This window comes from Deltaproteobacteria bacterium (assembly GCA_016208165.1).
In the GTDB taxonomy this organism is placed as follows: Bacteria; Desulfobacterota; Desulfarculia; order JACQYL01; family JACQYL01; genus JACQYL01.
In genome coordinates this window covers 13,427-38,642 of sequence record JACQYL010000094.1, presented here as the reverse complement: position 1 = coordinate 38,642, position 25,216 = coordinate 13,427, and the positions used below count along the sequence as shown (strand labels likewise).

Here is a 25,216-nt window from a genome sequence, read left to right as displayed (position 1 = left end):
CGCCGCTCAAGCGGTCGGCATATGCCAAGGTGCTTTCGATCAGTCTGTGCGTTATGCCCGGGAAAGGGTCCAGTTCTGCAAGCCGATTGCGGAGCTCGTGCCAATCCAATTCATGATTGCCGATATGGCCGCCAACATGGAAGCAGCCAGACTGCTTACCTTGGAAGCGGCTCGTTTGTTCGATGAGAAAAAAATGGAGCAGGCCAATACGCTATCGGCTCTAGCCAAATTCTTCGCCTCGGACGCGGCTATGAGGGTTACTACGGATACGGTGCAGGTGCACGGAGGCTATGGCTACATGAGAGAATATCCGGTAGAGCGCATGATGCGCGACGCGAAGCTTACACAAATATACACCGGAACAAACCAGATTATGCGCCTAGTGGCGGGCCGTTCGCTATTGAAGGCTGGGTAAAAAGTGAGGAAACGACTGTCGCCGTATAAATATCGAAGGGTTCCTCCGTTTCAATGTTTTCAAAAACACCCAACCGCACCCAGGAGGATGGTACCGGACCGGAAGCTGGATTGCTGCGTTGAATCTGCACCGTGGATGGGGTTGTAAGGCTTTCCCCGAATCATCAACCACCTATTTGTCGGTTGAGCACCGTTGGCCCCATTCGGTTATATTCATGGCTTTTTTTACCTAAAAACCACCAAGGAGGTAACTATGTCGGAACTGACGAAAGAAGTGGTGAAAGAGGGGGTGGATGTGCGAGTTCCCGAGGGCGTGTTGGAGACCACGCCGAGTGCCGGACAGGTTTTCCTGGAGGTGCTTAAAGAACAGGGTGTCGAGATCTTCTTCGGGGTTTCGGGCGGACATCTGTGGGTCTGGGTGGATGCCATGATTAAAGGAGGCATCAAACACGTTACCATGCGGCACGAACAAAGTGGCGGGTATGCGGCGGAAGCTTACGCACGCACCACCGGCAGGATCGGAGTGTGCTGCGGAACCGCGGGGCCCGGGGCCACCAACTTGGCGTCGCCCATCCATCAGGCGCACTTGAGCAATTCTCCCGTACTCGCGTTGCTGGCCGGTCACGAAGCCACCAGCGACGGAGCGTACACGCTCCAGGAATGTTACGCGGAAAAGATTTTCGAGAGCTTTGTGAAAATCTCCAAACGCGTGATCGACGCTCGAACCTATAAGTACTGGTTTACCAAAGCCGTTCGAAAGGCCATGGAATTGCCCAAGGGACCCTCTGTGCTCGAGTTCGAACTCAACGCGGTGGCGGGCGTTTATCCTCCGCAACACAATTTGTACAAGGAGAACTGGCTGAAGGAGCCTATGGCCGGCTCGCACCCTGATCCTAAGTCCGTGGAACGCGTCATAGAGCTGATATTTGCCTCCGAAAAGCCTGTGATGTACGTGGGTGACGAGATCATGTGGAACAATTGCCAGGCCGAATTGCGAGAATTGGCTCGTCTGGCCCGGATTCCGGTAATGGGCCGGCGAGGCGGCAGAGGCTCCATTGCGGAAGACGATCCCCTGATTTGGCGTTCGGCCGGTACCGCACACGAGTCGGACCTCTTCGTCATTCTGGGCGCGCGCATGGACTTCTTTGACTTTTTTGGCAACCGGTTTCAGATCAAGCGAGCCATTCAAATATCCGAGACTTCCGATTACATCCACCCGTGGATACCTACGGAAATTGCCGTTCAGGCAAATGTCAAGACCGCCATCCAGGCTATGATCGACACGATCAGAAAAAACAAACCGGCTCCGCATCCGGGACGATCGGGCTGGTTGGACAAAGTTCGGGAAACGGAACAGGTCAGGTCCGCTCATATGGAAAGACGAGCTCTGCAATTCAAGGATCTCAGCCCGGTGCATCCGGCTTGGCTAAGCAAGGTCATCTGCGACACCGTGGACGAGATGTACAAGGGAGACGCCTGCTACGTCATGGACGCTTTCACCGGAAGCAATGTTCTAAGCCCTTATATCAAGGCGAAATACGCCGGCCAGATTATAGACGCCGGCCCTCAGGCTGGTGTCGGACACGGTGTCGGTCAGGCCATAGGGGCCGCTTTCGGATATGACAAAAAGAAGATGGTATTCGCCATGATGGGTGATGCGGGAATGGGCCTTGCCGGAATGGATGTGGAAACGGCGGTCCGGCATAAACTGCCCATCGTGTATCTCGTCAACAATAACGACGGCTGGATCGGCGGCTCCGATGCCCAATACGGGAAGGACCTCGGTTGGTACGGAATCCCCAAAGGCGACGTCCTTCCGCATTATTTCATCCCCAACCAGCGATACGACCGGATGTTTGAAGCCATCGGCTGCCACACCGAATGGGTCACTCAACCGGAGCAAGTCGGCTCCGCGCTGAAAAAAGCCTTTTCTGCGGCGGAACAGGGCAGGACGGCCGTCATCAATGTGGATGTAGACAGGCGTCCGGTGCAGGCTATTCTGGACAGCCCCATTTGCGCCGTTATGTGGAAGCATCTTCCTTGGAATGAAACCACCCGGTATATGAGAAAGATGCGGTCCAGGTTCGCCTCAGGAACGTTCCCCTTTGAGGAGCACGGCGTGACAACTGAAGCCTATGACCGTTGGGACCTCCAGGAAGAAGATTTCGAATTGGGTGTCGAGTAACCTCCTGTATAGATTCATCTTAGTTGTTCGCAGGTGCCGGGTCGGCTGCGCCGTTCAATGTTGACGCGTGCGTCAGGGATGCGCATCCCTTGAAGTCTGCGACGGCGCGGCGCCGGCCATGGGGGGCGCAGGTCGTTGAAGAGCATTTCGAGCGTTCGAAGGAAGGAGTGAACATGGGCGAGATCGTCATCGCCAACGCCGTGCGGACTGCAATCGGGAAGTTCGGGGGCGCGTTGAAGGTTTTGAGCGACATTGAATTGGGACCCATTCCCATCAGAGAGGTGATTTCGCGAACCGGGCTCTCGGGTGAGGACATCCAGGAGACCATTTACGCCTCGGGTTACCGTACAGGCGATCTGCCGATCAACTCCGCTCGGGTCGTCGCAGTCAAGGCCGGGATCCCTCTGGAAACGCCTCAATTCACCATCTCGAAAGCATGCGGAGGCAGCCTCAAGTCCGTCACGTTGGCGTGCCAGGTGATCTCGGCGGGAGATGCGGAGATCATTCTTGCCGGCGGCATGGAGTCCATGAGCAATGCGGCGTATCTTCTCAAAGGGGCCCGCTGGGGCTATCGCTTAGGTCATGGTCAGCTCCAGGATCAACTCATCCTCTTCGATCCCCTGAGTGGAGACACCATGGGGGAAACGGCTGAAAACGTGGCCGAGGAATTCGATATCAGCCGAGAAGATCAGGACGCGTTCGCACTCCAGAGTCAGCAGCGTGCAGAGGCCGCTATCAAAGGAGGCCGGTTTAAAGAACAGATCGTGCCGGTGCCGATCCCTCGGAAGAACGGCGATTTCGTCAATTTCGATACGGATGAGCATCCCCGATTCGGCACGACCGCCCAAGCCTTGGCCAAGCTAAAGCCCGCATTCCGAGAGGGGGGAAGCGTCACGGCGGGTAATTCGAGCGGCATGAACGACGGCGCGGCCGCCCTGGTGATCATGACGCGGGAAAGGGCCCACAGCTTGGGCATAGAGCCTCTGGCCCGCATCCGGGCCTACTATTCGGTCGGTGTCGAACCATCCCTCATGGGCATCGGACCCATTCCGGCAACGAGAGGCGCCTTGGACAAGGCGGGTATGACCGTGGGGGACATCGATCTCATAGAATTGAACGAAGCCTTCGCGTCGCAGTCTTTGGCTTGTATCCGCGAACTAGGCTTGGATCAGAACAAGGTCAATGTGAACGGCGGAGCCATTGCCTTGGGTCACCCCGTGTCCGCCAGCGGGGGCGTGATCCTTATCAAATTGCTTTACGAAATGAAGGCCCGGGACTTGACTACCGGGCTGGCCACCATGTGTGTCGGCGGCGGGCAGGGCATCGCCCTTATCGTCGAACGAAAATAGATTCCGAGTCGAAGGGGCGGAGCAGTTTTCGAAACTGCATCCGCCCACTTAAAACTCCATTGGAAACGCCTAAGTTCCTAAAATGCCAGGAGACAGTGATGGATTTTACCTTGTCCGAAGAAATGCAGATGCTGAGGGAGACGGCGAGAAGTTTTACCGAGAATGAAATCGTGCCGTACGCGGATCACTGGGATGAAGAGCACTTCTTCCCGCGTGATGTGCTTAGGAAGATGGGAGATCTCGGCTTTTTCGGTTGCGTGATTCCTGCACAATATGGCGGCAACGAGATGGGTTTCCTGGCCCAGACGATTCTGACTGAGGAGATCGCTCGTGGAAGCAGTTCAATCCGCGTAGCCGTCAACATGCAGACGTTGGGCTCCGCCCTCACCCTCCTACGGTACGGCAGCGAAGAGCTTAAACAGAAGTATATTCCCGGCCTGGTAACGGCGGAGCAAATCGGCTGTTTTGGCATTACGGAACCCAACGCGGGTTCGGACACTTTGGCCATGAAAACCAGTGCGCAGGATCGTGGTGATTTTTACCTAATGAACGGGTCGAAAACCTGGATCAGTAATGCGCAAGTCGCCGATTTGTGCATCGTTTACGCCTACACGGCCAAGTCCAAGGGCGGCAAAGGGCTAAGCGCTTTTGTAGTTGACATCGAGTCTCCCGGCGTGACCACGCGCGAACTGGACAAGCTCGGCACGCGCTCGTCTCCCACGGGTGAGATCTACTTCGAGGACGTGCGGGTGCCCAAGGCAAACCTTGTGGGATCCGAGGGGGAAGGTGTCAAAATCATGTTCTCCAGCCTCAATCAGACCCGGTTGTCATGTGCGGCAGGCGGTGTGGGCGTAGCCCGGGCCGCTTTCGAGGCCGCTGTGAGCTATTGCAACGAACGGGAGCAGTTCGGCCGGCAGGTGGGGCAGTTTCAGATGAACCAGGATATGATCGCACAGATGGCCGTGGACATCGAAGCGGCCCGCCTCCTTACCTATAAAGCTGCTGTGCAGAAAGATCAGGGCATGTTGGGCAACACGCTGGAAACCTCCATGGCCAAGTATCATGCCGGAGAAACCGCGGCAAAATGCGCTCACTATGCCATGAAAATCCTGGGGGCGTATGGGTATTCGACGGAATACCCGGTGGCCCGGTATTTCCGGGACGCCGTTTTGTATGAGATCGTGGAAGGCACCGCAAATATTCAAAAGATGGTCATCGCCATGGATCAACTCGGTTACCGAAAGGCCAATCGATAGCAACCAGGGGCATGAAAACGGGTTAAGACGCCGGTCCTTGAATCTCGTAAAGGCGATTCCTATGCAGTTCCAATTGCATCTCTCGGGGTCGACGTACCCGGGAACTTTTCGAGGTTGTTGAAGAGCTGGGCGGCATGGTGGTTTGGGATGATCTCTGCATCGACGCTCGCTATTCTGTCACTCAGGTAAACGAAAAGGGCGATCCCATGAACGCTCCGGCCGACCGGTACCTGATCAAGCCTGCCTGTCCGTGTATGCATCAGGGAAACAAATTGGACGAACGATACGGTTTCATTACTAGACGGATAGAGCAAAACAGGGGGCAGGGAGTGGTGTTCGGCCTCCAACGCTTTTGCGACACTCATTTGGGCGCAACTGAGAACCAAGCTCGAGACTTTTTTGAGATCGTCGAGGGAGCTTAAGCATGAGCAATCCTGATTCCGGCAAAACCACCTCGAAGTCCATAAAATCACTGAAAACTTCCAACGAAGTGTTCACCAACGTTCTCGAGTACTACAAGCGCGGACACGAAGCTAAGGCCACCGGTAGAACAAAAATCGTATATCACACGGGCTGGGATCCCGTCGAAATCGACTATGCTATGGGTGTGATTCCCATGTTTCCGGAGAACTTCTCCGCTGCATGCGGGGCGACCCAGTTATCCGTACCGCTGATCGAGATGGCGGAGAGTCTCAACGCGCCCGAGGATTTGTGCTCTTATTTCAAGAATCACTATGGGTACATGAAGGGTGAGTTTCCTGAAGAAGTGCTCAAAGCACTCGCCCGTATTCGCATTCCGGATCCCGATATGGTTGTTTCGGCCAAGAACGTTTGCAGGCTCCACCCTCTCTGGATGAAAATCGTCGCCGAGCACTACGACGTTCCTTATTTCTCCATAGACGCTCCGGTTTTGCCCCCAAGATATGACAAGAACCCCTTTGTGTATAAAGAGCAATGGGGAGCCCATGTAAAACACCAGCCAGGCCTGGAAGCCATAGAATACGGCGTGGCTCAATTGAAGGAATACATTGCTTTCCTTGAAGAGCACACCGGACGAAAAATGGATTACGATCGCTTGAGGGAATGCGTGGAATATTCAGCGCAGATGGGAGAATACTATAATGAAATTTTCAATCTGCGAAAAGCCGTTCCATGTCCCGCAGGTGGCGAGGACCTCAATACGCTCGTTTTTTTTGCCGCAACCATGGCCGGAACCAAGGAAGCGGCCGACTTTTACAGGCGGACGCTCGCCGAGGTCAAAGAGCGCGTGGATCAGGGAAAAGGCGTGCTCGAGAACGAACGCTTTCGGATTATTTTCGACGGGATTCCTCCTTGGTTTAACATGGGGCTTTTCAACTATCTCCACAAGTTCGGCGCATTATCCGTTGAAGAGCTTTATCCCCGCATATGGTGCGGACAGTTGGATCCAAATAAACCGTTGGAATCCATAGCCATCAAATACCTCCTCAGTATGGGACACACAGCCAGCTTTACACAGTTCCTCGAGTACAATCGTGATCGAGCTCGGAATTACAAAGCGGACGGCGCCATTCTCTGGAATCTGGCCACCTGCCGCTTTGTGGCGGCCATTCTGAATCCGAGAGATAAGACTACTTTGGAAAAAGAACTCGGTGTCCCGGTCTTAGTGCTGGATGCAGACCAAGTGGATCCCCGGCGCTTTGCCCATGCGCAAATCATAAGTCGTATCGACGCGTTCATGGAAATGCTCGAACAGAGAAAATATGGTTAACCCCGGACTATGGGATAAAAGGAAGCCGCTTCAATTGGAGAAACCTGACTGTCCGATCCCCGGGTCATCGAGGCCGTGGCAGCGTCGTTGAGTTCGTCAGATCCGCGGGGGAACGAGGACACATTCGTAGAAAAAGAGATGCTCGTCTTCTTACAGGCATAGTACCTATATCGGAACAATAAGTAGCGGACTTCAGGGAGATATGATTCATGCACCAATATTTTCAAAATATGGCGCCCATAGGCAAGCCCCTCAAAGAAAAAGAAATCCAAAAGATGGAGGCGAACGCAGCCAAAATCAAGGAGGTCGAGGCCCAAGTAAATGAAGCCGTTGCCAAGGTTTACAATGCGGGCATACCTGCTGAAAAGATCCGGCAGCGAGGTGAGCGAACGGCCTTCGAGCGCCTCGAACAGCTGGTGGATCCGGGCACCTGGCTTCCGATGAATTCCCTCTATGATCCCGAACTCAACCAGGAAGGCAGTACCGGAGTGATCAACGGCCTGGCGCGGATCTCGGGACGCTATGCTTCCATTATTGCTTCCGACAACAAGGTGCTGGCGGGGGCCTGGGTTCCGGGCCAGATGGAAAATATTTTTCGCGCTCAGGATATGGCTGAACAATTACGCATCCCGCTGGTTTGGGTTTTGAACTGTTCGGGCGTCAAGCTGACGGAGCAGGAGGAGGTTTACGCCGGAAGGCGATCCGGAGGCCGTACCTTTTTCCGCCATGCTGAACTGATTCAGAAGGGGATTCCGGTCATTTGCGGTATTTTCGGAACCAATCCGGCCGGCGGCGGATACCACGGGATCAGTCCGGCCATCATCTTCGCTCATGAAAAGGCCAATATGGCCGTGGGCGGCGGCGGAATCGTGAGCGGCATGAGTCCGAAAGGATCTTTTGACCTCGAAGGCGCGGAACAGATCATCGAGGCCACGCGCGCCTTCAAAGAGGAGCCTCCGGGAGGCGTAAAGATTCATCACGATCAAACGGGGTTCTTCAGAAAGAAATTCGACACGGAAGAAGGGGTCCTGAACGCCGTCAAACAATGCATGGAGGGAATGCCGCAGTATGGAGCCGAATACTTTCGCGTCGACGAACCGCGTCCTCCAAAATATACACCCGGCGAACTTGACTATGTGGTGGCGTTCAACCAGAAGATGACCTACTCCATCGAGCAAGTTCTGGCGCGTTTCCTGGACAATAGCGAACACATGGAGTATCGGTCCGATTTTGGTCCCGAAGTATACTGCGGGTTGGCAAAAATAGACGGCTTTCCGGTGGGCGTTATTGCCAACCGGCAGGGGTTCCTCCCCAAAGGCTATCCCGAGTATGCTCCTTATCCGGGTGTGGGCGGCAAGCTGTATCGCCAGGGACTGATCAAGATGAACGAATTGGTCACCCTGTGCGGCAGGGACCGGATTCCCGTGATCTGGCTCCAGGACACCTCGGGCATCGATGTGGGGGATATTGCCGAGAAAGCCGAGCTCTTGGGGTTAGGCCAGTCCCTTATCTATTCCATAGAACATTCGCAGGTTCCCATGATGTGCGTCGTTCTTCGAAAAGGCACGGCGGCGGCTCACTACATCATGGGAGGACCTCAGGCGACCCGTAACAACGCGTTTACATTAGGGGTGCCCACCACGGAAATCTATGTAATGCATGGTGAAACCGCATCGGTGGCCGCGTTTGCACGCCGGCTCGTCAAGGAGAAGGACGCTGGAAGAAACTTGGAACCGGTCATAGACAAAATGAACGCATTGGCTCGACAATATTACGATCAGTCTCGTCCTGTGTATTGCGCTCGGCGTGGATTTGTGGACGAGATCGTTCCCCTCGCCAACATGAGGGATTACGCGGTGGGATTTGTTCGAAGCGTGTATCAGAATCCGGGCGGTTCGTGTCCGCACCACCAGATGCTTCTTCCAAGATCGATACGCGGTTGAGGTGTGAACGGCTGTGGAGCCTTCGGGAGTTGAGGAGGGATCGTTTACCAACTCGTTGAAAAAGCCCGGCTGTTACAGGCCGGACGGCGCCTCGTTTTTTCGCCGAATGTACGGGAAAAATGGATCTATCTATATAGATTGCGGAGTCGAACATGAAGGAACTCAATCCCGAATGGACAGCCGCGATCCGGGGACACGTCAATGCCTGTCCTCATTTCTCTCTTCAATCCATGGTGATCGAAGAACTCTCGCTTGGGATGGCCCGAGTGGAGATCGACGTACGGCAGAAACACCTGCAACCATTCGGAATGGTTCATGGAGGAGTCTTTTCAACCCTTATCGACTCCGCCGGTTTCTGGGCGTACTACACCGAAGTCATATCCGGCGCGGGGATGACCACCGTGGAGATGAAGCTTAACTATCTCGCGCCGGCCCTAAATGGACGCCTCATCGGAACGGGCCGAACCATCAAAGTAGGCCGCACATTGGGGCTCGCGGACGCTCGAATCGAGGATCAAAGAGGCCGATTGCTCGCCTACGGAACGGTAACACTCATGGTCCTGCCCGATATCAAACTCTACGATCAGGAGGAGTTTCCAGTCAAATTCGTGTCCGAATAGATGGATGAGGCCCTCGATGGCTTATTTGCAGAGAGGTTTTCTGAGAATCGTTCTATTCCCGGAACACGATTCGTTCCCCAAAAGAAGGACATACGAGGAGGAATCTGCTGCCAAATCGCCGACTTTTATCTCCATATCCAGGTAATGCCCGAAGGCGCCTCATACCGCCCGGCGAAAGACAGGATGAGCATATTGGATGGCGTCAGGGTGGGCTGTAGAGCAAACTTCGGGGGGGCAGCCCTCGCAATTCCTGCAGATCGGCCCCGGCTTCCACCACGGAGGACGTGAAGCAGGATACGTTGGCGGTGGATGTCGAGAGAGGTTGGCCGAACTGCAGGAAGTCTTCCTGGAAAAAACCGCTTGTTACCTGTCTTTCCAAGCTGGTGGGCGCTTGCCTAAGAAGGACTCCAACCCTTCGTTGGCGTCGTGTGTCTTCATGAGTTTTTCCATGTACAACTTTTCTATGCGATCGAGCCCCGCACCCGGATCATCCTGAAGGCCGCACAGCGCGCTTTCCCGAGTGAGCTTCATCACAACGGCGCTGTTTCCCACAAACCTTCCGATATAGGACTGCACTTCGGTGTCGAAATCATCAGCCGGCGCAACGTGGTTGATCATGCCCGCGCATTGAGCTTCTTCAGCGGACCAGGTATCACCGCTCAGAATGAATTCCATCGCCTTTTTCCTCCCGATAATACGCGGCAAAATCAGCGCCGCGATGGGTGGGAACACGCCGACTTTGATCTCAGGCTGGCCGATTTTGGCCCGCTCTGAAGCAATGACCATATCGCAGTAGACCGCCAGTTCGCATCCGCCGCCCAGGGCGGATCCCTGCACGGCGGCTATGCTCGGAGCGCCGAGTGCATCCATGCGTCGGAATATGCCATGAAACGCGTCGATCATTTTGGGCATCAGGTCTCCCACGTGCTCGCCCACATCTACCCCTGCTGAAAAAGCTTTCCCTTCGGCACGGAACACCAGCAGCGTGGGAGGTTCGCCCATTAGCCTGTCCAGTTCCCGGTTGATTTCGTTCATCATCTCGATGTTCAGAACGTTTAGGGGGGGGCGATTGAGGATAATCGTGGCTACGCCGTGATTTGAAGCGGTCAAAATATGCTGGTAACTCATATCGATCTCCTAGGACGGGATGGTCTGGACGCCACGGCCGGCATGATGAGGCTCCGGCCGGCCGCGGCATGTTCATTTGTGGAATCCGGACGGGGTTGAAAGCACTATTTTTGCGGCTTTCCCAAAGCCTCCTCGAAGAAGTCATCGTCAAATAGATCCCCATTCGCGATCTTCTGACGAAGCCTGACGAAATCGATGGTGTCCTGACCCGTGATCTTTTTGGTGTTGAACGCGTTGAAGCCAAGGAAGGCTTCTCCCATCATGTTGGCGGCCAACCAGTGGCGGTTGGGCAATTTCATCTGGTCCCAAAAGAACTTCTTCTTGGCCCTGATGCTGTCTATGGACTTGATCAGGCATCCGGGAAACAGGTTGGTGAATGACCAAATGATGTTGCTCACTTCCTTATCCAGCAGGGAGAAATCGATTTCGCACGTTTTGATGAACTCCTTCGCCTCTTTCAGCTCGTCATCACGCACTTTGAACTCCCCGTAGACGATGTCTCCGTCTTCGACAAACGTATCGGTAATCACCTGTGGGTTTCGGTATAGCTGACCATCCTTCCGGAGGATGGGCGTTACCTTGGAAATCAGCCCCTTGAACTTCATTTTGTAGGCGGACCAAAGCTCGCACGAAATGCAATTCCACATGGCGTCTTCTATGGATAGCATCCATGGCAGAAAATCCGACGATCCTCCATCGGGAGCGGACCCATGGCGCGGACCGGCCTGGCCGAAAATGGCTAGGTCGGACGCAACGGTCAGGTCGCAGGCCATGCCGATTTCCTGACCGCCGGCGACCCTCATGCCGTTGACCCTGCAGATGGTGGGTTTCTTGCAATTCAGGATGGCGTCCACCATGCCATTGAACAGGTCCATGTATTCACCGTATTCGTTGGGGCGCTTGCTGTAGTACTCGGCATACTCCTTGGTGTTTCCGCCGGTGAATTTGCCGGCATGCTGATCTTCGAAAACCTGGGCGATTTGGCTCATGGGACGGGTTTCCAGAAAGGGCTCGATTTGCACCTTGCCCGCTTGCACCAGTTCCAACACCTTGGGATAGTATTCGGGCAAGCAAGCCCAGGTGCCTATGATTTCCGCGTCAAAGGCCATGAGGCGACTGAACATAAATTCGCTCGAATGCAGACCGAAGCCGATGATCACCAGTTTGCTCACAAAGGTCAGGAGGGTAAGGCCCATTTGCTGACCGATCTGCGTGCCGCTGCATTCGAATATTCTCAATCCGAATCCGGCCTGAACGCCGTTTACTTTGCAGAGTTCCTTAAATTCGTTGCGAATGGCTTGGAGATCCTTGTCCGCCGTATTGATGACGAAGTCCGCACCATATTTGAGGCTTCTTGCCAGTTTTTCCTCGTCCCGCTCCAGCCCGATGACGGTCCCGGCTCCCAGAGCCTTGGCAATCTGCACCATGTATACCCCGATGCCGCCTCCCGCTCCGATGACAACCGCCACGTCGCCATCGGTGACGCCGGCGCGCATCGCGGCCTGATACGGGGTCGTGGCCGCATCGGCGATGACAGCATAGTGAGACAGGGGCGTTCCCTGGGTGTCTTCGATTACACAAAGGCCCTCGGCAGGTACGGGCACATGGGATGAGAAACCGCCATAGATGTCATGGGAATTGCCTGGCATCCTCTGTTTCAGGCAGCGATTGCCGCGGTGCTTCTTACAGATTTCACATTGGCCGCAAGGCATGACCGCAGGTATGAGAACCTGCTTTCCGATGAGGTCGAAGTTTCCCGCAACCACCGTGCCGCTTATCTCGTGTCCCAGAGTCAGGGGGGGATTGTTAACCGTGGGCACCCCGTCGTAAAAGTATCCTAGGTCCGTATGGCACACACCACAACCTGCGACTTCAACCAGGACCTCGTCCTCCCCAAGCTCCGGGACGGGAATCTGTGTTAATTCCATAATACCGGGAATCTTCTCCCCGGTTTTCTTATCCTTTCCCCACGGCCGGACCATTTGCCAGGTATGGATCGTATCTGGTGAGCCTGACATCCGTTGCCTCCTCTCTAACGTAGATTCTATCCGTCCGAAATATTAGGTTATTGAAGCGAATTAACGACTGTAAACGAAAACCGGGTTGTACCTGACACGGGTTGGTTTCTGCATTCTCGGCTTTTTCGAAAATGCATGCGACGTTGCTTTCCATACACCTTCAACCCAGTGAACATACCCCCATCGATCGAATCAGATCATTCCGTATCCGCCATCTACGCAAACCAATTGGCCTGTGATGTAATTGGCGTCATCTGAAGCCAGGAATACAAAAGCGGGGGTAATATCATCGGGTTCCGCGAAACGCTTGAGCAGTATCCGATTCATGTAGACGTTCCTGAGCTTTTCATCACTGCGGATCTTTTCGGTCATATCCGTGGCCACGATCCCCAGGGAAATGGTGTTTGCGCACACGTTGAATCGCGCCATTTCACGCGCCACACTCTTGGTGAATGCGATGATGCCCCCTTTGGCGGCGCTGTAGTTCACCTGGCCCACGGTTCCCATGATTCCAGCCACGGAGGTCACGTTGATGATTTTGCCCGCGTTCTGTTCCTTCATAAACAAAGCCGCCGCCTGCGTGCAGAAAAACGCCCCTTTCAGATGCACGTCAATCACCCGATCCCATTCATCCTCATCCATTTTGATCAACAGGTTTGGGCGGGTTATGCCGGCATTGTTCACAAGAATGTCGACGCTTCCAAATCGTTCTTTGGCGGCTGAGATCAGGCTGTTGGCTTCTTCTCTGACGGAAACGTCCGCTTTATGCAATATCGCCTCACTCCCGAGGGCTTCGATTTCTTGAACCGTAGCCTTGGCGGCGTCCTGGTTGCTGGAAAAGTTGACCACAATCCGGGCCCCTTCACGCGCATAGGCAATGGCCACAGCGCGGCCGACGCCGCGACCGGCGCCGGTGACCACGGCGGTTTTGCCTTGAAGCATCATAGATGCCATCCTTCAACACCTCTGAAGGTTACGTTACAGCCATACAGATCTTGAAAACGGCGAGCATTATCGAAAAAAAACTAAAACATTCCATTTGATAACATGCCGTTCCAGAGAGTAGAAAGTCTCGTCAAATGAGGGACGAGACTTCCGTTTAATCGTATCGAGTCGGATCAGAAGACGAACTGGAATTGTACACCGGCCAGGATGTCAGTACCGAGATCTTTGCCGCTTTCCTGGACATTGACATCGTCGCCATGGTTATAGTAGCCGACTTCCGGACTGAGGGTAAAACTACCGGAAATCGAGTAGGGGATACGCACGGCGATGCCGTAACGGGTATTGGAATCCTCGCCTTCCCAAACGTCGTTCTCTACGTGCTGCACGCCGGCGATCAGGTGAACCGCAATGGTATTGCCGCCAAAAGAAGCATCGAAATACCCCCCCCAGCAGAGCGTGTCTTCGACTTCGCCATCCGGTGTGACCTGCACGGCGCCGGTAGCGTTCTGTCCACCGTAGCTCAGGTTATAGTATTGAGAGTACAAGGTGCCCACATTGTAGCCCCAGTGACCGGATAGATCGATCCCGAACGATCCCGCCTTTATGGAAACGGGCACCTCGACGACCCATGCATAGGCGGAGCTGTCTTTGTTGGTGGTGTCTTTCCCCTCGGCCTGCTGGAAGGTGAGGTTGGGCAGAATGGAAAAGGTAGGGGTCGTCACACCAGCAACGAGATGCACGCGCGGGATGTAGTTGTATTCTTCACCGTTGCCGTCGAAGATGCCGAAACGGTCGTTGGTGGAAAGACCGGCCGCCAGATAGAAGCCGCCACTCTGAAAGATCAGGTTCGCCTGGGCGGCACGATCGTAGATGTTACCCCAGCCGCACAGAATGACGTGTAGCGCACGACCCAGACCAAACAGCTGAGTGGGGTTGTAACGTGCGGCTCCCAGGGTTTCCGTGTGACCGGCCTCCATGCGGAAGTTACCGAAATCGTACCAACCGTATAGTTTACGGAAGTTGGCGTTTGCAAAACCGATGCTGGTTTCTGTATCACTGCCTACACCCAGTTCGAAGTAGCCGCCGCAATCCTCTGTGGTGCACTTGGAGTACAAGCGGGAATGATGCGGCATATCGATGAACACATCGCCTACTCCGCCGTCAACTGTCGGGTTTTCGGTCTTCATACGTTCGGTGTCCCGATAGTAATAACCCAGGTCCGTATAGGCCATCATGCCAACGACAAAATCAGCCTTCGCAGGGATAACAATGCATAGCACAACACTAAGAGAGACAGCGACGGCAAGCAGTTTTTTCATCACTTCCTCCTTCTCCTCCTGAAGAATACTTAATGGAATCGGATCAAAGAACTCTCGACTACCTGTTTCAACCCATTTCTTTTCGTCTCACCTCCTTTTCGACTTATTGTGGGCATCCCATGAAACGTCGCCAAAGGCGATTCAGGATGCGAACGGCTCGGCAAGTCCCTCACCGCGTGAAGCATGTATATTCTGTTTGCTGATCAAAGGGAAGAATGATAGAATAATTAGTTATTAACTAATATATTTAGTTATAATTGAGCGATGGAGAAGGCAATGATTTCCTCTCACCTCCACGTAGTGGAGTAGAGGGGGATTCATTTGAGTCTTGCAGTAGGTGGCATCGAGTAGGAAAACGGAGCCTTGGGGTGCGTCCGGGTGAGGGAAAAGCTTGTGACCTTACGTGGATCTTCAAGCCGTTAGAGAGGGAGACAAAAAAAGAGGACCGGCTTCTGGTCAGAGCACTTCTGTGGTGTGCGGTTTTTCTGTAAAATCGGCAAAATCCAGCGAAATCGTGTTAAACCTGAGAATGCCGGATTCTCATAATAACAAATTCTTACAACAAAATGAGGAAGTTCGAAAGCTCAGGGTTCTTTTTTCGTGATCATCAGGTCTGCGGTTCGAATCCGCACGGTGGCTTCTGACCAAAGGTTCGAACCCGGAGCTCGCTCTCACGGACTATTCTGAACCTCACAGCCGGGATTATTGCCGTGTCTTGGTTCCTGGTCCAAGCCCAATTATTCACAACGAAACCACCCAACAGAAACATGATCACCAAGAAGGCCTTTGCAGAGCTGCCATGGTGAGCGCAAGCCTAGCGATGGATGCAGTTTTGGATTTACTGTCGGGGCTCTCCTGTGTGAGAATCTGAGTGAGAATTAGGGGTTAATTTGGAAAATTTGTCAAAATCTGCGAGATCTGGAATCAATGATTTCAACAACTTAAGTAAATTGAGGAAGTTGAGAAGCTAAGTGTCGCTGACTACGAATCCGTTGCCTCGAAATTATGCCGGTAGAACGCGGGATTCCAGGTGCGTTGGAATTGGAAATCTCTCCATCAGTGCGTCTCTCCTTGCACCTCGATCGGCTTGCATGAAAAGTCGAGGAAACTCGGCGGTCCAGGCGCCCGGCATGGTACGCAGCGCCACTCGCGAGATTCTGCTCAGGGTTTGGCGAGTTCGATCCGAATCCTCGATTCCCCCAGTAGATGGGTGAGGGAGACTTCCGTAAATACAATGTCGACTCCGCAAACGGCCATGGCATCCGTAATATGGGCGAGCAAGGCCGCTCCTTGGAGTTCGTACACCCAGGTGGTCGCCGTGCTCGACGTCATTGGAACGTCGGCCAGACTCACTCGGAGGTCCTCCTGGGAAGGATCCAGGGAATCCAAAGCTCGCAAGGTAACCGTAATTAGGGAACCTCCGCCGCCGGCAACCTGCCCTTCGATCCGATGCTCCCCGCGTAGCGCGGTCGCGGGCTTGCTCCCCGAGAACTCCGATCCGTTCCAAGCACTTGAGTAAGGTTCGCCGCTCTTGTCGATCACCAGGCAGGGAGCCTCTCCGGATCGGGTGAACCCGATTTCATACTCCACGGTCGAGACCTGTCCGGCGATGGAGACCGAAGCCTTTACGGTCTTGTCTTCCATGTAACCGTTCATGATCAGAACGGTCAGGGTCGGCGCGTCCCGGCTTACCGTGACCTCGACGGGTTTGGAGATGTCCGTGAGATAGATTTCACCTTCGGAAGAAAGCATGACCCCCTGATCGTTTTCCCGGAAAACCACGATACGGACGGCTTCGGCTCCCAGGTCCCCTCCCTGGAGGGAGAGGGACCTGGGCAACTTGCTTTCCGTTTCGGTCCTGTAGCCGTCCGGAACCACGACCTGGACGGCATAGGCGGAGAGGGGCTCCACCGCCTCGAACTCCACGCGTTCGGTCTCCTGGTTCAGGGTCTTGAACCCCACATTTGCCGTGAACAAGCTCGTGGCCAACTTGTTGGGGACGAAATTCTCGGTATCCCGGAAAAGCGCTTCCGCGGGATGCTTGTACGCCCGATCCACCACATAATTGAAGTACGCTTCGGAAAGGCTCTTCGACGTCCAGAAGGCAACCCAGGTGTTCAGCGCCGTGCGGTAAAGCTTCCGGTACTCCGCCATGGAAAGTCCGAACTTGTTGAGCGTGGCGGTGTAAAGGTCCTGGAACAGGGAGCCCAGGTAGGACCAATCGTTGTGATTGTACATCCGGGTCACATACACGAAGAAGTCCTGTTTGGAGTAGTAGTCCTTGTTCTCGTTGCGTTTGGTGTAGTCGTCCACGGCCCGATTCAGGATCGCGAATTCGTCGCCGCCTCCCACGATATTCCGCACCACCGCAGCGGGACCGGAAATGGAGCCGTTGTTGTCCTGATACGATTGGGCGAAGGGGCCGGCCGTGCCCTCATAGTAGGGTTTGAGGGAATGTGTGGTGTTGTCCCAGCCAACCCGGATGTCGTACCCGGCCTGAACCGCGTGAAGCAGTTCGTGGACGACCACGTGCCCCAGAGTGATTCCTTTGGCCGCCAGGCTGGTCTTGATGGCGTCGTAGTCCAAATACAATTGGCCCAGGGCCAGCATTTCCTGTTCGGTTTTACTCACCAGGCTGTAATTGGCGTCTTCCTCCGTGCCCGGCTGTTTGAACTGGAGATTCCCGGCCACATGATGTATCAGGCGGGCATGGGGGTTCGTACCCGTCGAGACCCATAATTTGGGGGCCCGGAACAGGGCGTTGGAAAGCGCCTGGCTTGCCGATTTGGCCGCCGACTGGATTTCCCGGACGTTGACCTCGGTCAGCGTGTTGGACGGGTCCACCACATGCCAGGAGAAAGTCTTCCAGTCGAATTCCGTCTGCCAGGCCGCCGGGGAAAGGCTCCCCGTGTCCAAGTAGAGTACCTGGTTCGGCTGAGTCACCACTCCGAACACCCAGCCGTTGTACAATGCCGCCACCTCCGCCGAATAGGTCTTAGCGGTCGAGTCGTACTCCCCGTACACGGGCAGAACTAGCCCCGTGGTCAACTTAGTCTTCATGGTCAGATGAGCGGGTTCGGCGACATCCCCGGTCACCGGAAGGGATATCTTGAAAAACCCGTTTCCGGATAAAGGTTCCTCTCCGCCTCCGACGGAAACGCGAACAGCCCCGGACACGGACGTCTCCCCGGATTCCACGACTTCCGATGCATCGGCGGACGAAAGGGTCACTGTCTTATTGGGGATCACTTCGTCGGCCAACCCGATGGAGCTGCCCCCCGGACCCAACACCACCTTGGGGTTCGGACTCGGTCCCAAGCCCGTGAGGTTGCAGGAAGCCGTGGGAGACCCTCCCGAGGCGTCATGGGGAGCTATGAAACAACGGACCATGGGCGTGGTTTGCCCTCCAGCCAAGGACAGGGTCAGATGCGCCCCCGTGCCCGCCAGGTCCGCCACGTCCACACCGTCGGAAAAGTTCGGGTCCAGAAACACGTGGAGGGCGGACAGGTCCGAAGTGGCGATGACGATCCCCGCCCCGGTATCGTAAGACTGAACATAATAATTCATGACGCCGGCCTGGCAGTCGGGGGATTTCCAGATGCCGTCATGGGTTGTAACCGGCGGCGTACTGAAAAATTTGGAAATGGCGTAGGTCCGGGGTGCGGACCCCGAAGGGGTCAAAACGGCGGAAGCCTGTTCGGAAGAAGAAAAATTCAGGGTCAGATGATGTCCGCCGCCCGCCATATCGTTTATGTCCATGCCGTTGGAAAAGCTCGGGGACAGAAACACATAGAGAGTCTTAAGGTCCGCCGTGGCAATGACCAGAGCCGAACCCGCGGCGTAGGTCTGGATATAGAAGTTCATGGTCTGGCCGGCGTTTTTCCAGATACCGTCATAGTCGCCCGTGGTCGGAGAAGGCCCGCTTCCCGGAGTGTCCGCGCACACGTTGTCGAAACGCGCCTGGGCGCCCGTTCCTTCGGCCATAAGCCAGATGGTATCCACTACCCAGGGGGCGAAGGTAAAACTCCCGGAGAAAACCGCGGCGGTATCCTGTCTGTTCAAACGCAAAACCGCTTGGTTGTCGGAGAGGGAAAAGCCTATGGAAGTAATGGGCTGGGAAGCGGACACGGAGTTGGAGTCAAACCACTCCCCCTGCGTCACGTCCCAAGCCATGAGAGCGGCCTGCCCTTCTCCGGGATAAACCATGGCCGCGATGCCGTCCGCGGTTCGGCCTCCCACGTCCAGGAACGCATCCCCCGAGGTATAGGTATAAATCCCGAACCCTGCGTCGGAGCCGCCGGCGAGAACTTCAAGGTCCACGTCGATCTGGTACAGGTCGGCGGCGTGAAACGCGGTCCGAGCGACCGCGATCCTGTCCGTCTCGATTTGGGATACGGCTAGCGTTTGGCTTTGTTCAACCCAGGTCGCGTCGAAATAGGACCAGGAATGTACGGAAAGCCCCGAGAAGTCTTCGAAAAAGAACGCACAATCCTCGGAACGAACCGCAGATGTAAAGAGAACCGCAATCCATAGCCAACACACCGCAAGAACCAAGACCGATCTCTTCCCCATTCCGTCTCCTTAGACTTCATGATTCCTTGCGTGGAATTGTGCGCGCCGAGCTTCGGAATCGTCACCGAAGCCCTTTTCCGTCTTTTGAACAAGCAGGGAATAAGGACTGAATCATACCCTCGCCGCTTCAGAAACTTTTCGAATACATTCAGAAGCATAGCTGCATAAAAACGAACGTTCTCCACGGTTGGGACAAAGTACAGCAGTCCCATCCTACGGTCAACGGAACTTTTACGCCTGTCATGGTCCGTTATAAGAGACCGATCCCCGCCCGCCACGCGGCGGCTAAACCGTCTCGTCGGTTTGTTTTCTTAATATAAAGGTCGGCGATCGAGTGGACTCGAAGAAAGGACTGCCGGAGATTTCAAGTTGCGTCCTGCCCCACCATCGCCGGCCGAACCATAACTGAAAGAAGCGACGCCGTGAATGTACTTTTTCATACACGCATCTTAGGAATGCTCCTTTGGTCTCCCTGCGGGATTCTGGAATGTTCCGGATGTGAAGGAGAGGAATTACCGTGAGATCTCTACGAATGATCATGGGAGGGTTGGCGTTGATGATGATCGGCATGCTGGCGATGCCCGCCGGCATTCCGGCGCAATACACGGAGGAGGAGACCGATTCCGCCCCGGGATTCACGGAAGCGGAGCTGGCTCAGATGCTTGCGCCCATAGCGCTGTATCCCGATTCGCTGATCGCCGAGATACTGATGGCCTCGACGTATCCTCTCGAGGTGGTCGAAGCCGAACGCTGGCTGCGCCAAAATCAGGGACTGACAGGCGAAGCGCTGGATAGAGCCTTGCAAGACATGGACTGGGATCCGAGTGTAAAATCGCTCGGCCATTTTCCGGATGTGTTCTTCGCCATGAGCGACAAACTCGATCAGACAACGACGCTCGGGGACGCCTATCTGGCTCAACAGGATGACGTGATGGCGACCATCCAGACGTTGCGAAGAAAAGCGGAGGAACAAGGAAACCTTAACACTACCCAGCAACAGAAGGTGATCGTTGAAAGAGAATACATCCGTATCGAACCGACTGAGCCCGATGTGATCTACGTTCCGGTGTACAACCCGTTGTACGTATATGGTTCGTGGAGATATCCCTCGTATCGGCCCTGGTACTGGTATCACCCCCCCGGTGTGATTGTCACGGGGGGGCATATCGTGTTCGGCCGCGGTTTTTCCATTGGCATCGGAATCTTCTCGTGGAGCTGGTTCGATTGGCCCGCCCGTCATATTTACGTCGACTATGACCGGTGGCCGTATCATCGCCCGCGCCACGTGGTTTATCCCTCCGGCGGGCATTACTGGCGGCATCACCCGGACCACAGACGAGGAGTTGCTTACAGGGACAGGAGGACGAGCGAGCATTTCGGACAGCGAAGGTCGGAAAGATCCTTCGATGACCGGGAAAAACGAGGGTATCCCGAGAGAACCCCTGGGTATCGAGAACAGGAACGCAACCAGAGGGACGAGAGGCGGCAGGGAATGGAACGCGAACCCGTCCGCAGGGAGCATTCCGAGAGAAACTACAATATGAGACCGAACGAACCGTCGCAGAGAACCTACAGAGAGCAGAACAGGCAGTTTGAGCCGCGGGAAAGGGTGGAACGGGAAAGAGCACCCGGCGCTGCGCGAGAGGAAACCTCCTTCGGAGGAATCGGCCACGGGAACTATGAACGCAGGGCCGGCGAACGCGGAGCTGAAAGCCGACGCAGCACTGTATCGACACCTCAAGGCAACCGCACAGGGGGCCAAACGGGGGGATCGCGGGATGGCTTCTACCAGCACGGCGGCTCTCAAAGCGGAGGCCACCGCAGGTAGAGAACATCGAAGGAACCTACCTGAATCGTTCGCGAATTCGCAATAGGCGCGGAGGGGAAAACATGATGAAGATCACACGGTCTTTTTGCAGAAACAGGCGCTATCTTCCCGTATCGGTCTGCATGATCGCTGCCGTAGTTCTCGTGCTCGGGACTTCCACTGCGGCGTTTTCGGAGGTAACGTCGCAAAAGAGCTTTTCATCACCGGAGGAAGCAGTGGCCTCTTTGGTGGCTGCGGTCCATGGTCACGACATACCGGGGATGACGGCCATTCTTGGGCCCGGTAGCGAGGAACTGGTCTCTTCAGGCGATCATGCGGCGGACAAGGTCAACCGCGAGAAATTCCTCAAGGCTTATGAACAGAAAAACAGGCTCCAGGAGGAAACCCCGGGCAAGGTGACCCTGTATATAGGCGTAAACGATTGGCCCATGCCTATCCCGATCGTTAAAGCAGATGCCAAGTGGGCGTTCGACGCAAGGGAAGGACGAGAAGAAATCCTGAACCGTAGAATAGGCAGAAACGAGCTGTATATCATTGATGTGCTGCACGCCTACGTGGACGCTCAGCACGAATACGCGACCAGGGACAGGGAGGGCGCGGGGGCCGTGGAATTCGCCGAGCGGCTGGTGAGCACCCACGGGAAACACGATGGACTCTACTGGGAAGTGAAGGAAGGAGAGGATCCGAGTCCTCTCGGACCACTGGTGGCGCAGGCCGCGGAGGAAGGTTACGCCAACGAGGATCTTTCCCCGTTCCACGGTTACTACTTCAAGATACTGAAGAAACAGGGAGAGCATGCCAATGGAGGAGCGTTCGACTATGTGGTGCAGGGCAAGATGATCCTCGGTTTCGGACTCGTCGCCTATCCTGCCGAATACGGCAATTCGGGGATCATGACCTTTATCGTGAATCAGGAGGGAGTCATCCACCAGAAGAACCTTGGTGAAGACACGAAGGACATCGCTCAGGCCATGGACGTATTCGATCCTGACGCGAGTTGGACGAGAGCGGAGCAACCGTCCAAAGAGGAATAATCGCGAGCCGCTGACGCCGGTCACTCAGGGGTCCAGGAATCTTTCGTTTGTGGCTTTTGGTGTTCCTATCGAATGAGCCGGTTCTTTTGCTTCAGGGCAACGACTCAAAGCGACCCGCCGGAACAGATGATTTCGGATCGGCCAACCGAGCGAATCGTGGATCGTCGTGGAACTTGTGCGGCGGGGCTCGTTTTGCGGTTATTGGGATATTTACCGCGAATGCGTCTTCCGCATGCTCGGGTCCTATGACACGGCCCTTAAGATCCGCTCGACCGTATCCTTGGAATCAGCGAGGATGGTGCTTCCTTTGTACTTGGGCATTGTAAGCGGATCTTCTCCAGACCACCACCGATCGTCGGTCCAAAGCACCCCTCCAGCCTCGAGAGTCAGGAAACAGCCGATGGCCCTTCTCCTGTCAGGTCTGCCATAGGAAAGGGCCGCGGCAGCCCGACCCGTGATTGGGGCTGTAGTGTCCACAGCAGAACATCTGGTCCTTATCACTTCCAAACCGATACTCCGAAGCGCCTCGCATCGTTTTTCAGATACACCGGACGTAACCAGAACTCGCGCCGGAAGGCGGCCGATCGATGCTTTTTCCGGCGTGTTCCCGCTCTTTTCCAGCCGGCGCCCATGCCCTTGCCACGCCCAGCAGGTCTCGCCAAGATGAGGAAAATGGACAAGGGCCGACCGGAAGACTCCCGCCTCAATCCAGCCGCCCATCACGGCGTAATCCTGGGAGCCCTCACTGTAGTTCAACGTCCCGTCCACGGGATCGACGACAATGGTGGGCCGTTGTGGATCGATTCCCGGAAAGAGGCCAAGCGTATCCGTCTCCTCTTCAGCATCCATGTTTACGTCCGGGAACGCCTCGTGGAGAAGGAGGAGGATGATATCCTGGGCGGCGAGATCCACCGAAGTCAGGGCAGCCCTTTCCGGCGATTTCTCTCCCTTTTTCGCCTTAAAACGGACTTCCCCCTGTAGGCGCCTCGTCACCCATCCGGCTTGGAGGGCGGCCAGGCGGAAAACATCTATAAAACGGCCTGCGTCGTCTTTCGGAGCGTCCTTCATTGTTTTGAACGGTATTCGCACATCTTCGCCTTCGCTATACGATCCGGCGCAGTCCGTCCCATTACCGCCTTTCTCGATGTAATCATCCGGCCCCCGTCGGCTCCTTCCGGCTTTTGGCCGTTTTCAAAACACACGTTGGCTGCCGGGAGGTCGAAATGAGCGATCGGCCTGATGACGGTAGCCCCGAGGGCTCGATGCCGATCGGTGTATCAAACGGCCATCAATCTTCGTTTTCTGAATACTCGAGGCAGTCGGGACGCCACAGGCAGCGCTCCTCATTGCAATCTTTCACCCTGGGCGTACCGTAGCACTCCGGATTGTTTTCCGCTCGCTGGATACTGCGAATCATGTCCGTCTTTTTCATCCGATAGGTGTTGATGTTCAACTCCTTGGCTTTCTTTCGAATATCATTGAATTTCATCTGTCATCCCCCTGTTGGAAGATCTGCCTGCAAAGGCCCGCGGCGCATGGTTTCATGCGTCAAACCAGGCTCGATATTCCGTGTATCCTATAACCCTGTTGGGTTGGTTGAGGAGCCCGAAAACACAAAAGGCTCTCGATCTCTTAGCACTGAACGATGACATGAATCAGCCGGACTTGGCGTCCGACAGCCCTGCCGAAACCTCCGCCTGCGGGCCGTCTATATATGGTGGGGAAGTGAATGGGTTCCCCTTTTTACCACAAACCGCTCCGGACGCCATTTCCCAGTCCGTGTTCGGCACGTGATTCGGCGCTGCGAGACGGCCCTACTCTCCTCACATACTCTCTAAATGTAGCGTAATCAACTTGATGCTATCGAAATCCGTTCCAACAAGTTCAAAATCACTCTCCTTCGCGTCCGTCCGGCCTTTTCCGCGTGCGCGGGGAGTGCTTCCCTGGGAACGCCGAGCCCCAGCTCGGCATATCTTCTTTTCCGGGTGCGCTGGAGGCGCTTCCCTGTTCAACACGCATTCCCCGGAATCCTGTACCTGACATCCCCTGACCGGGATCAGCCTACCATCCCCTTGAGAGCTCTGATGGTATGCTCCGGATCAGTCCTGACGGTGTGATCCGCGTTTGCAACCACGTATCGGATGACATGGTCCTTGTCGATAATGTAACGGGCCGGTATGGGCAACCTCCAGGAATCATCTCCGTTGTACTTTTCGAGGTCGATTCCCAACTGCAGGTAGGCCTTTTTCAGGTCACCGGGATAAATGTAAACGAGTCCGTACTGCTCGGCCACCCGGTTTCCGGGATCGCTCAGGAGCTCCATGCTGAGTCCCTTTTCTTCCTTAAACTCCCGGCAGTGCTTTTCCGTCTGCGGAGAAATCATCACCAAAGAAGCGCCCAAGGACCTGATTTTCGCGTGGGCCTCTTCAAGAGCTTCCAGCTCCAGATTGCAGAAGGGTCACCACCGTCCCCTGTAGAAGCCCAACACCACCGGTCCGGCCTTCAGCAAATTCTTCAGGTTGACAAGTTCACCCCCTGCGTTTTTCAGCGTAAAGTCCGGAGCCGTATCACCTTCCTTTAACGCCCGCTCCTCGATCCCGGACTCCTTCAATTTCCTCGTAGCCTCACCCATAACCTTAAGAATCTCTTTGGGCGCGGATGACTGAAACTCGTTTTTCTTGGCTTGTATAGCTTCCTGCAGGTTCATCGCATACCTCCCTTGATTTGGATGTCAGCTATTACACCTAAATAGTATGCCTGGAAGAATAGATGGAAGTCCGTATTTTGATCGCCGTTGTCGTGTATCCGCATGATTCCTCTGACTGTAAGGCTTGGCGTTCACATCGGGCACGCAA

General features: G+C 55.1%; 19 protein-coding genes. 10 read left to right on the top strand and 9 right to left on the bottom strand.

The features are described 5' to 3' along the window. From HY788_17990 to HY788_17955, 8 genes are all read left to right on the top strand, one after another. Positions 1 to 415, top strand: a 415-nt coding sequence (locus HY788_17990) for an acyl-CoA dehydrogenase (GenBank protein MBI4776037.1), incomplete at its 5' end; no start/stop codon positions are given. Between the two features lie 252 nt (positions 416 to 667). Further along, positions 668 to 2,599, top strand: a complete 1,932-nt coding sequence (locus HY788_17985; protein ID MBI4776036.1) for a thiamine pyrophosphate-binding protein — start codon at positions 668 to 670, stop codon at positions 2,597 to 2,599. 173 nt (positions 2,600 to 2,772) lie between these two features. Beyond that, a complete protein-coding gene (locus HY788_17980) occupies positions 2,773 to 3,948 on the top strand; it encodes an acetyl-CoA C-acetyltransferase (protein MBI4776035.1) in 1,176 nt (391 codons plus the stop codon). Positions 3,949 to 4,046: 98 nt separating this feature from the next. Further along, positions 4,047 to 5,204, top strand: a complete 1,158-nt coding sequence (locus HY788_17975; GenBank protein ID MBI4776034.1) for an acyl-CoA dehydrogenase family protein — start codon at positions 4,047 to 4,049, stop codon at positions 5,202 to 5,204. A 134-nt stretch (positions 5,205 to 5,338) separates the two neighbouring features. Further along, positions 5,339 to 5,626 carry a 2-hydroxyacyl-CoA dehydratase gene (locus HY788_17970; GenBank protein MBI4776033.1) on the top strand — a complete coding sequence of 96 codons (288 nt, stop codon included), beginning with the start codon at positions 5,339 to 5,341 and terminating at the stop codon, positions 5,624 to 5,626. Between the two features lie 2 nt (positions 5,627 to 5,628). Next, positions 5,629 to 6,954, top strand: coding sequence for a 2-hydroxyacyl-CoA dehydratase (locus HY788_17965; protein ID MBI4776032.1), 1,326 nt, complete (start codon positions 5,629 to 5,631; stop codon positions 6,952 to 6,954). Positions 6,955 to 7,163: 209 nt separating this feature from the next. Further along, the gene (locus HY788_17960) at positions 7,164 to 8,897 is read left to right on the top strand and encodes a glutaconyl-CoA decarboxylase subunit alpha (GenBank protein ID MBI4776031.1); all 1,734 of its coding nucleotides are present in this window, start codon (positions 7,164 to 7,166) and stop codon (positions 8,895 to 8,897) included. A gap of 152 nt (positions 8,898 to 9,049) precedes the next feature. Next, a complete protein-coding gene (locus HY788_17955; protein MBI4776030.1) occupies positions 9,050 to 9,517 on the top strand; it encodes a PaaI family thioesterase in 468 nt (155 codons plus the stop codon). Between the two features lie 363 nt (positions 9,518 to 9,880). Here the strand turns inward: HY788_17955 and HY788_17950 are convergent, their stop codons facing one another. The 5 genes from HY788_17950 to HY788_17930 form a co-directional block, all read right to left on the bottom strand. After that, complete coding sequence (locus HY788_17950; protein MBI4776029.1) at positions 9,881 to 10,645, bottom strand: enoyl-CoA hydratase/isomerase family protein; 765 nt, start codon at positions 10,643 to 10,645, stop codon at positions 9,881 to 9,883. Positions 10,646 to 10,749: 104 nt separating this feature from the next. Continuing rightward, complete coding sequence (gene had / locus HY788_17945; protein ID MBI4776028.1) at positions 10,750 to 12,663, bottom strand: 6-hydroxycyclohex-1-ene-1-carbonyl-CoA dehydrogenase; 1,914 nt, start codon at positions 12,661 to 12,663, stop codon at positions 10,750 to 10,752. Between the two features lie 192 nt (positions 12,664 to 12,855). Beyond that, complete coding sequence (locus HY788_17940; protein ID MBI4776027.1) at positions 12,856 to 13,605, bottom strand: 3-oxoacyl-ACP reductase FabG; 750 nt, start codon at positions 13,603 to 13,605, stop codon at positions 12,856 to 12,858. Between the two features lie 176 nt (positions 13,606 to 13,781). Then, a complete protein-coding gene (locus HY788_17935; protein MBI4776026.1) occupies positions 13,782 to 14,927 on the bottom strand; it encodes a hypothetical protein in 1,146 nt (381 codons plus the stop codon). Between the two features lie 1,161 nt (positions 14,928 to 16,088). Next, positions 16,089 to 19,499 (bottom strand): hypothetical protein, encoded by a 3,411-nt coding sequence (locus HY788_17930; protein MBI4776025.1) that lies wholly within the window; start codon positions 19,497 to 19,499, stop codon positions 16,089 to 16,091. Between the two features lie 517 nt (positions 19,500 to 20,016). Between HY788_17930 and HY788_17925 the strand changes: the two genes are divergently transcribed. Together HY788_17925 and HY788_17920 are read left to right on the top strand one after the other, a co-directional pair. After that, positions 20,017 to 21,327 carry a DUF3300 domain-containing protein gene (locus HY788_17925; GenBank protein MBI4776024.1) on the top strand — a complete coding sequence of 437 codons (1,311 nt, stop codon included), beginning with the start codon at positions 20,017 to 20,019 and terminating at the stop codon, positions 21,325 to 21,327. 65 nt (positions 21,328 to 21,392) lie between these two features. Continuing rightward, on the top strand, positions 21,393 to 22,361 hold the full coding sequence (locus HY788_17920) for a DUF2950 domain-containing protein (protein MBI4776023.1): 969 nt from the start codon (positions 21,393 to 21,395) through the stop codon (positions 22,359 to 22,361). Between the two features lie 243 nt (positions 22,362 to 22,604). Here HY788_17920 and HY788_17915 read toward each other — a convergent pair whose 3' ends face one another. From HY788_17915 to HY788_17900, 4 genes are all read right to left on the bottom strand, one after another. Further along, entirely contained in the window at positions 22,605 to 23,450 is an 846-nt protein-coding gene (locus HY788_17915; GenBank protein MBI4776022.1) for a hypothetical protein, read from the bottom strand. Between the two features lie 199 nt (positions 23,451 to 23,649). Further along, positions 23,650 to 23,850, bottom strand: coding sequence for a Rho termination factor N-terminal domain-containing protein (locus tag HY788_17910; GenBank protein ID MBI4776021.1), 201 nt, complete (start codon positions 23,848 to 23,850; stop codon positions 23,650 to 23,652). A gap of 567 nt (positions 23,851 to 24,417) precedes the next feature. After that, positions 24,418 to 24,807 carry an AhpC/TSA family protein gene (locus HY788_17905; GenBank protein ID MBI4776020.1) on the bottom strand — a complete coding sequence of 130 codons (390 nt, stop codon included), beginning with the start codon at positions 24,805 to 24,807 and terminating at the stop codon, positions 24,418 to 24,420. 12 nt (positions 24,808 to 24,819) lie between these two features. Then, positions 24,820 to 25,068, bottom strand: a complete 249-nt coding sequence (locus HY788_17900; protein ID MBI4776019.1) for a redoxin domain-containing protein — start codon at positions 25,066 to 25,068, stop codon at positions 24,820 to 24,822. Positions 25,069 to 25,216: the final 148 nt, after the last annotated feature.

Bases quoted from the DNA above. Each gene is read 5' to 3' on its own strand.
- HY788_17985 (MBI4776036.1), top strand. From the start codon at position 668: ATGTCGGAACTGACGAAAGAAGTGGTGAAAGAGGGGGTGGATGTGCGA.
- HY788_17980 (MBI4776035.1), top strand. From the start codon at position 2,773: ATGGGCGAGATCGTCATCGCCAACGCCGTGCGGACTGCAATCGGGAAG.
- HY788_17975 (MBI4776034.1), top strand. From the start codon at position 4,047: ATGGATTTTACCTTGTCCGAAGAAATGCAGATGCTGAGGGAGACGGCG.
- HY788_17970 (MBI4776033.1), top strand. From the start codon at position 5,339: ATGGTGGTTTGGGATGATCTCTGCATCGACGCTCGCTATTCTGTCACT.
- HY788_17965 (MBI4776032.1), top strand. From the start codon at position 5,629: ATGAGCAATCCTGATTCCGGCAAAACCACCTCGAAGTCCATAAAATCA.
- HY788_17960 (MBI4776031.1), top strand. From the start codon at position 7,164: ATGCACCAATATTTTCAAAATATGGCGCCCATAGGCAAGCCCCTCAAA.
- HY788_17955 (MBI4776030.1), top strand. From the start codon at position 9,050: ATGAAGGAACTCAATCCCGAATGGACAGCCGCGATCCGGGGACACGTC.
- HY788_17950 (MBI4776029.1), bottom strand. From the start codon at position 10,645: ATGAGTTACCAGCATATTTTGACCGCTTCAAATCACGGCGTAGCCACG.
- had (MBI4776028.1), bottom strand. From the start codon at position 12,663: ATGTCAGGCTCACCAGATACGATCCATACCTGGCAAATGGTCCGGCCG.
- HY788_17940 (MBI4776027.1), bottom strand. From the start codon at position 13,605: ATGCTTCAAGGCAAAACCGCCGTGGTCACCGGCGCCGGTCGCGGCGTC.
- HY788_17935 (MBI4776026.1), bottom strand. From the start codon at position 14,927: ATGAAAAAACTGCTTGCCGTCGCTGTCTCTCTTAGTGTTGTGCTATGC.
- HY788_17930 (MBI4776025.1), bottom strand. From the start codon at position 19,499: ATGGGGAAGAGATCGGTCTTGGTTCTTGCGGTGTGTTGGCTATGGATT.
- HY788_17920 (MBI4776023.1), top strand. From the start codon at position 21,393: ATGAAGATCACACGGTCTTTTTGCAGAAACAGGCGCTATCTTCCCGTA.
- HY788_17910 (MBI4776021.1), bottom strand. From the start codon at position 23,850: ATGAAATTCAATGATATTCGAAAGAAAGCCAAGGAGTTGAACATCAAC.
- HY788_17900 (MBI4776019.1), bottom strand. From the start codon at position 25,068: ATGAACCTGCAGGAAGCTATACAAGCCAAGAAAAACGAGTTTCAGTCA.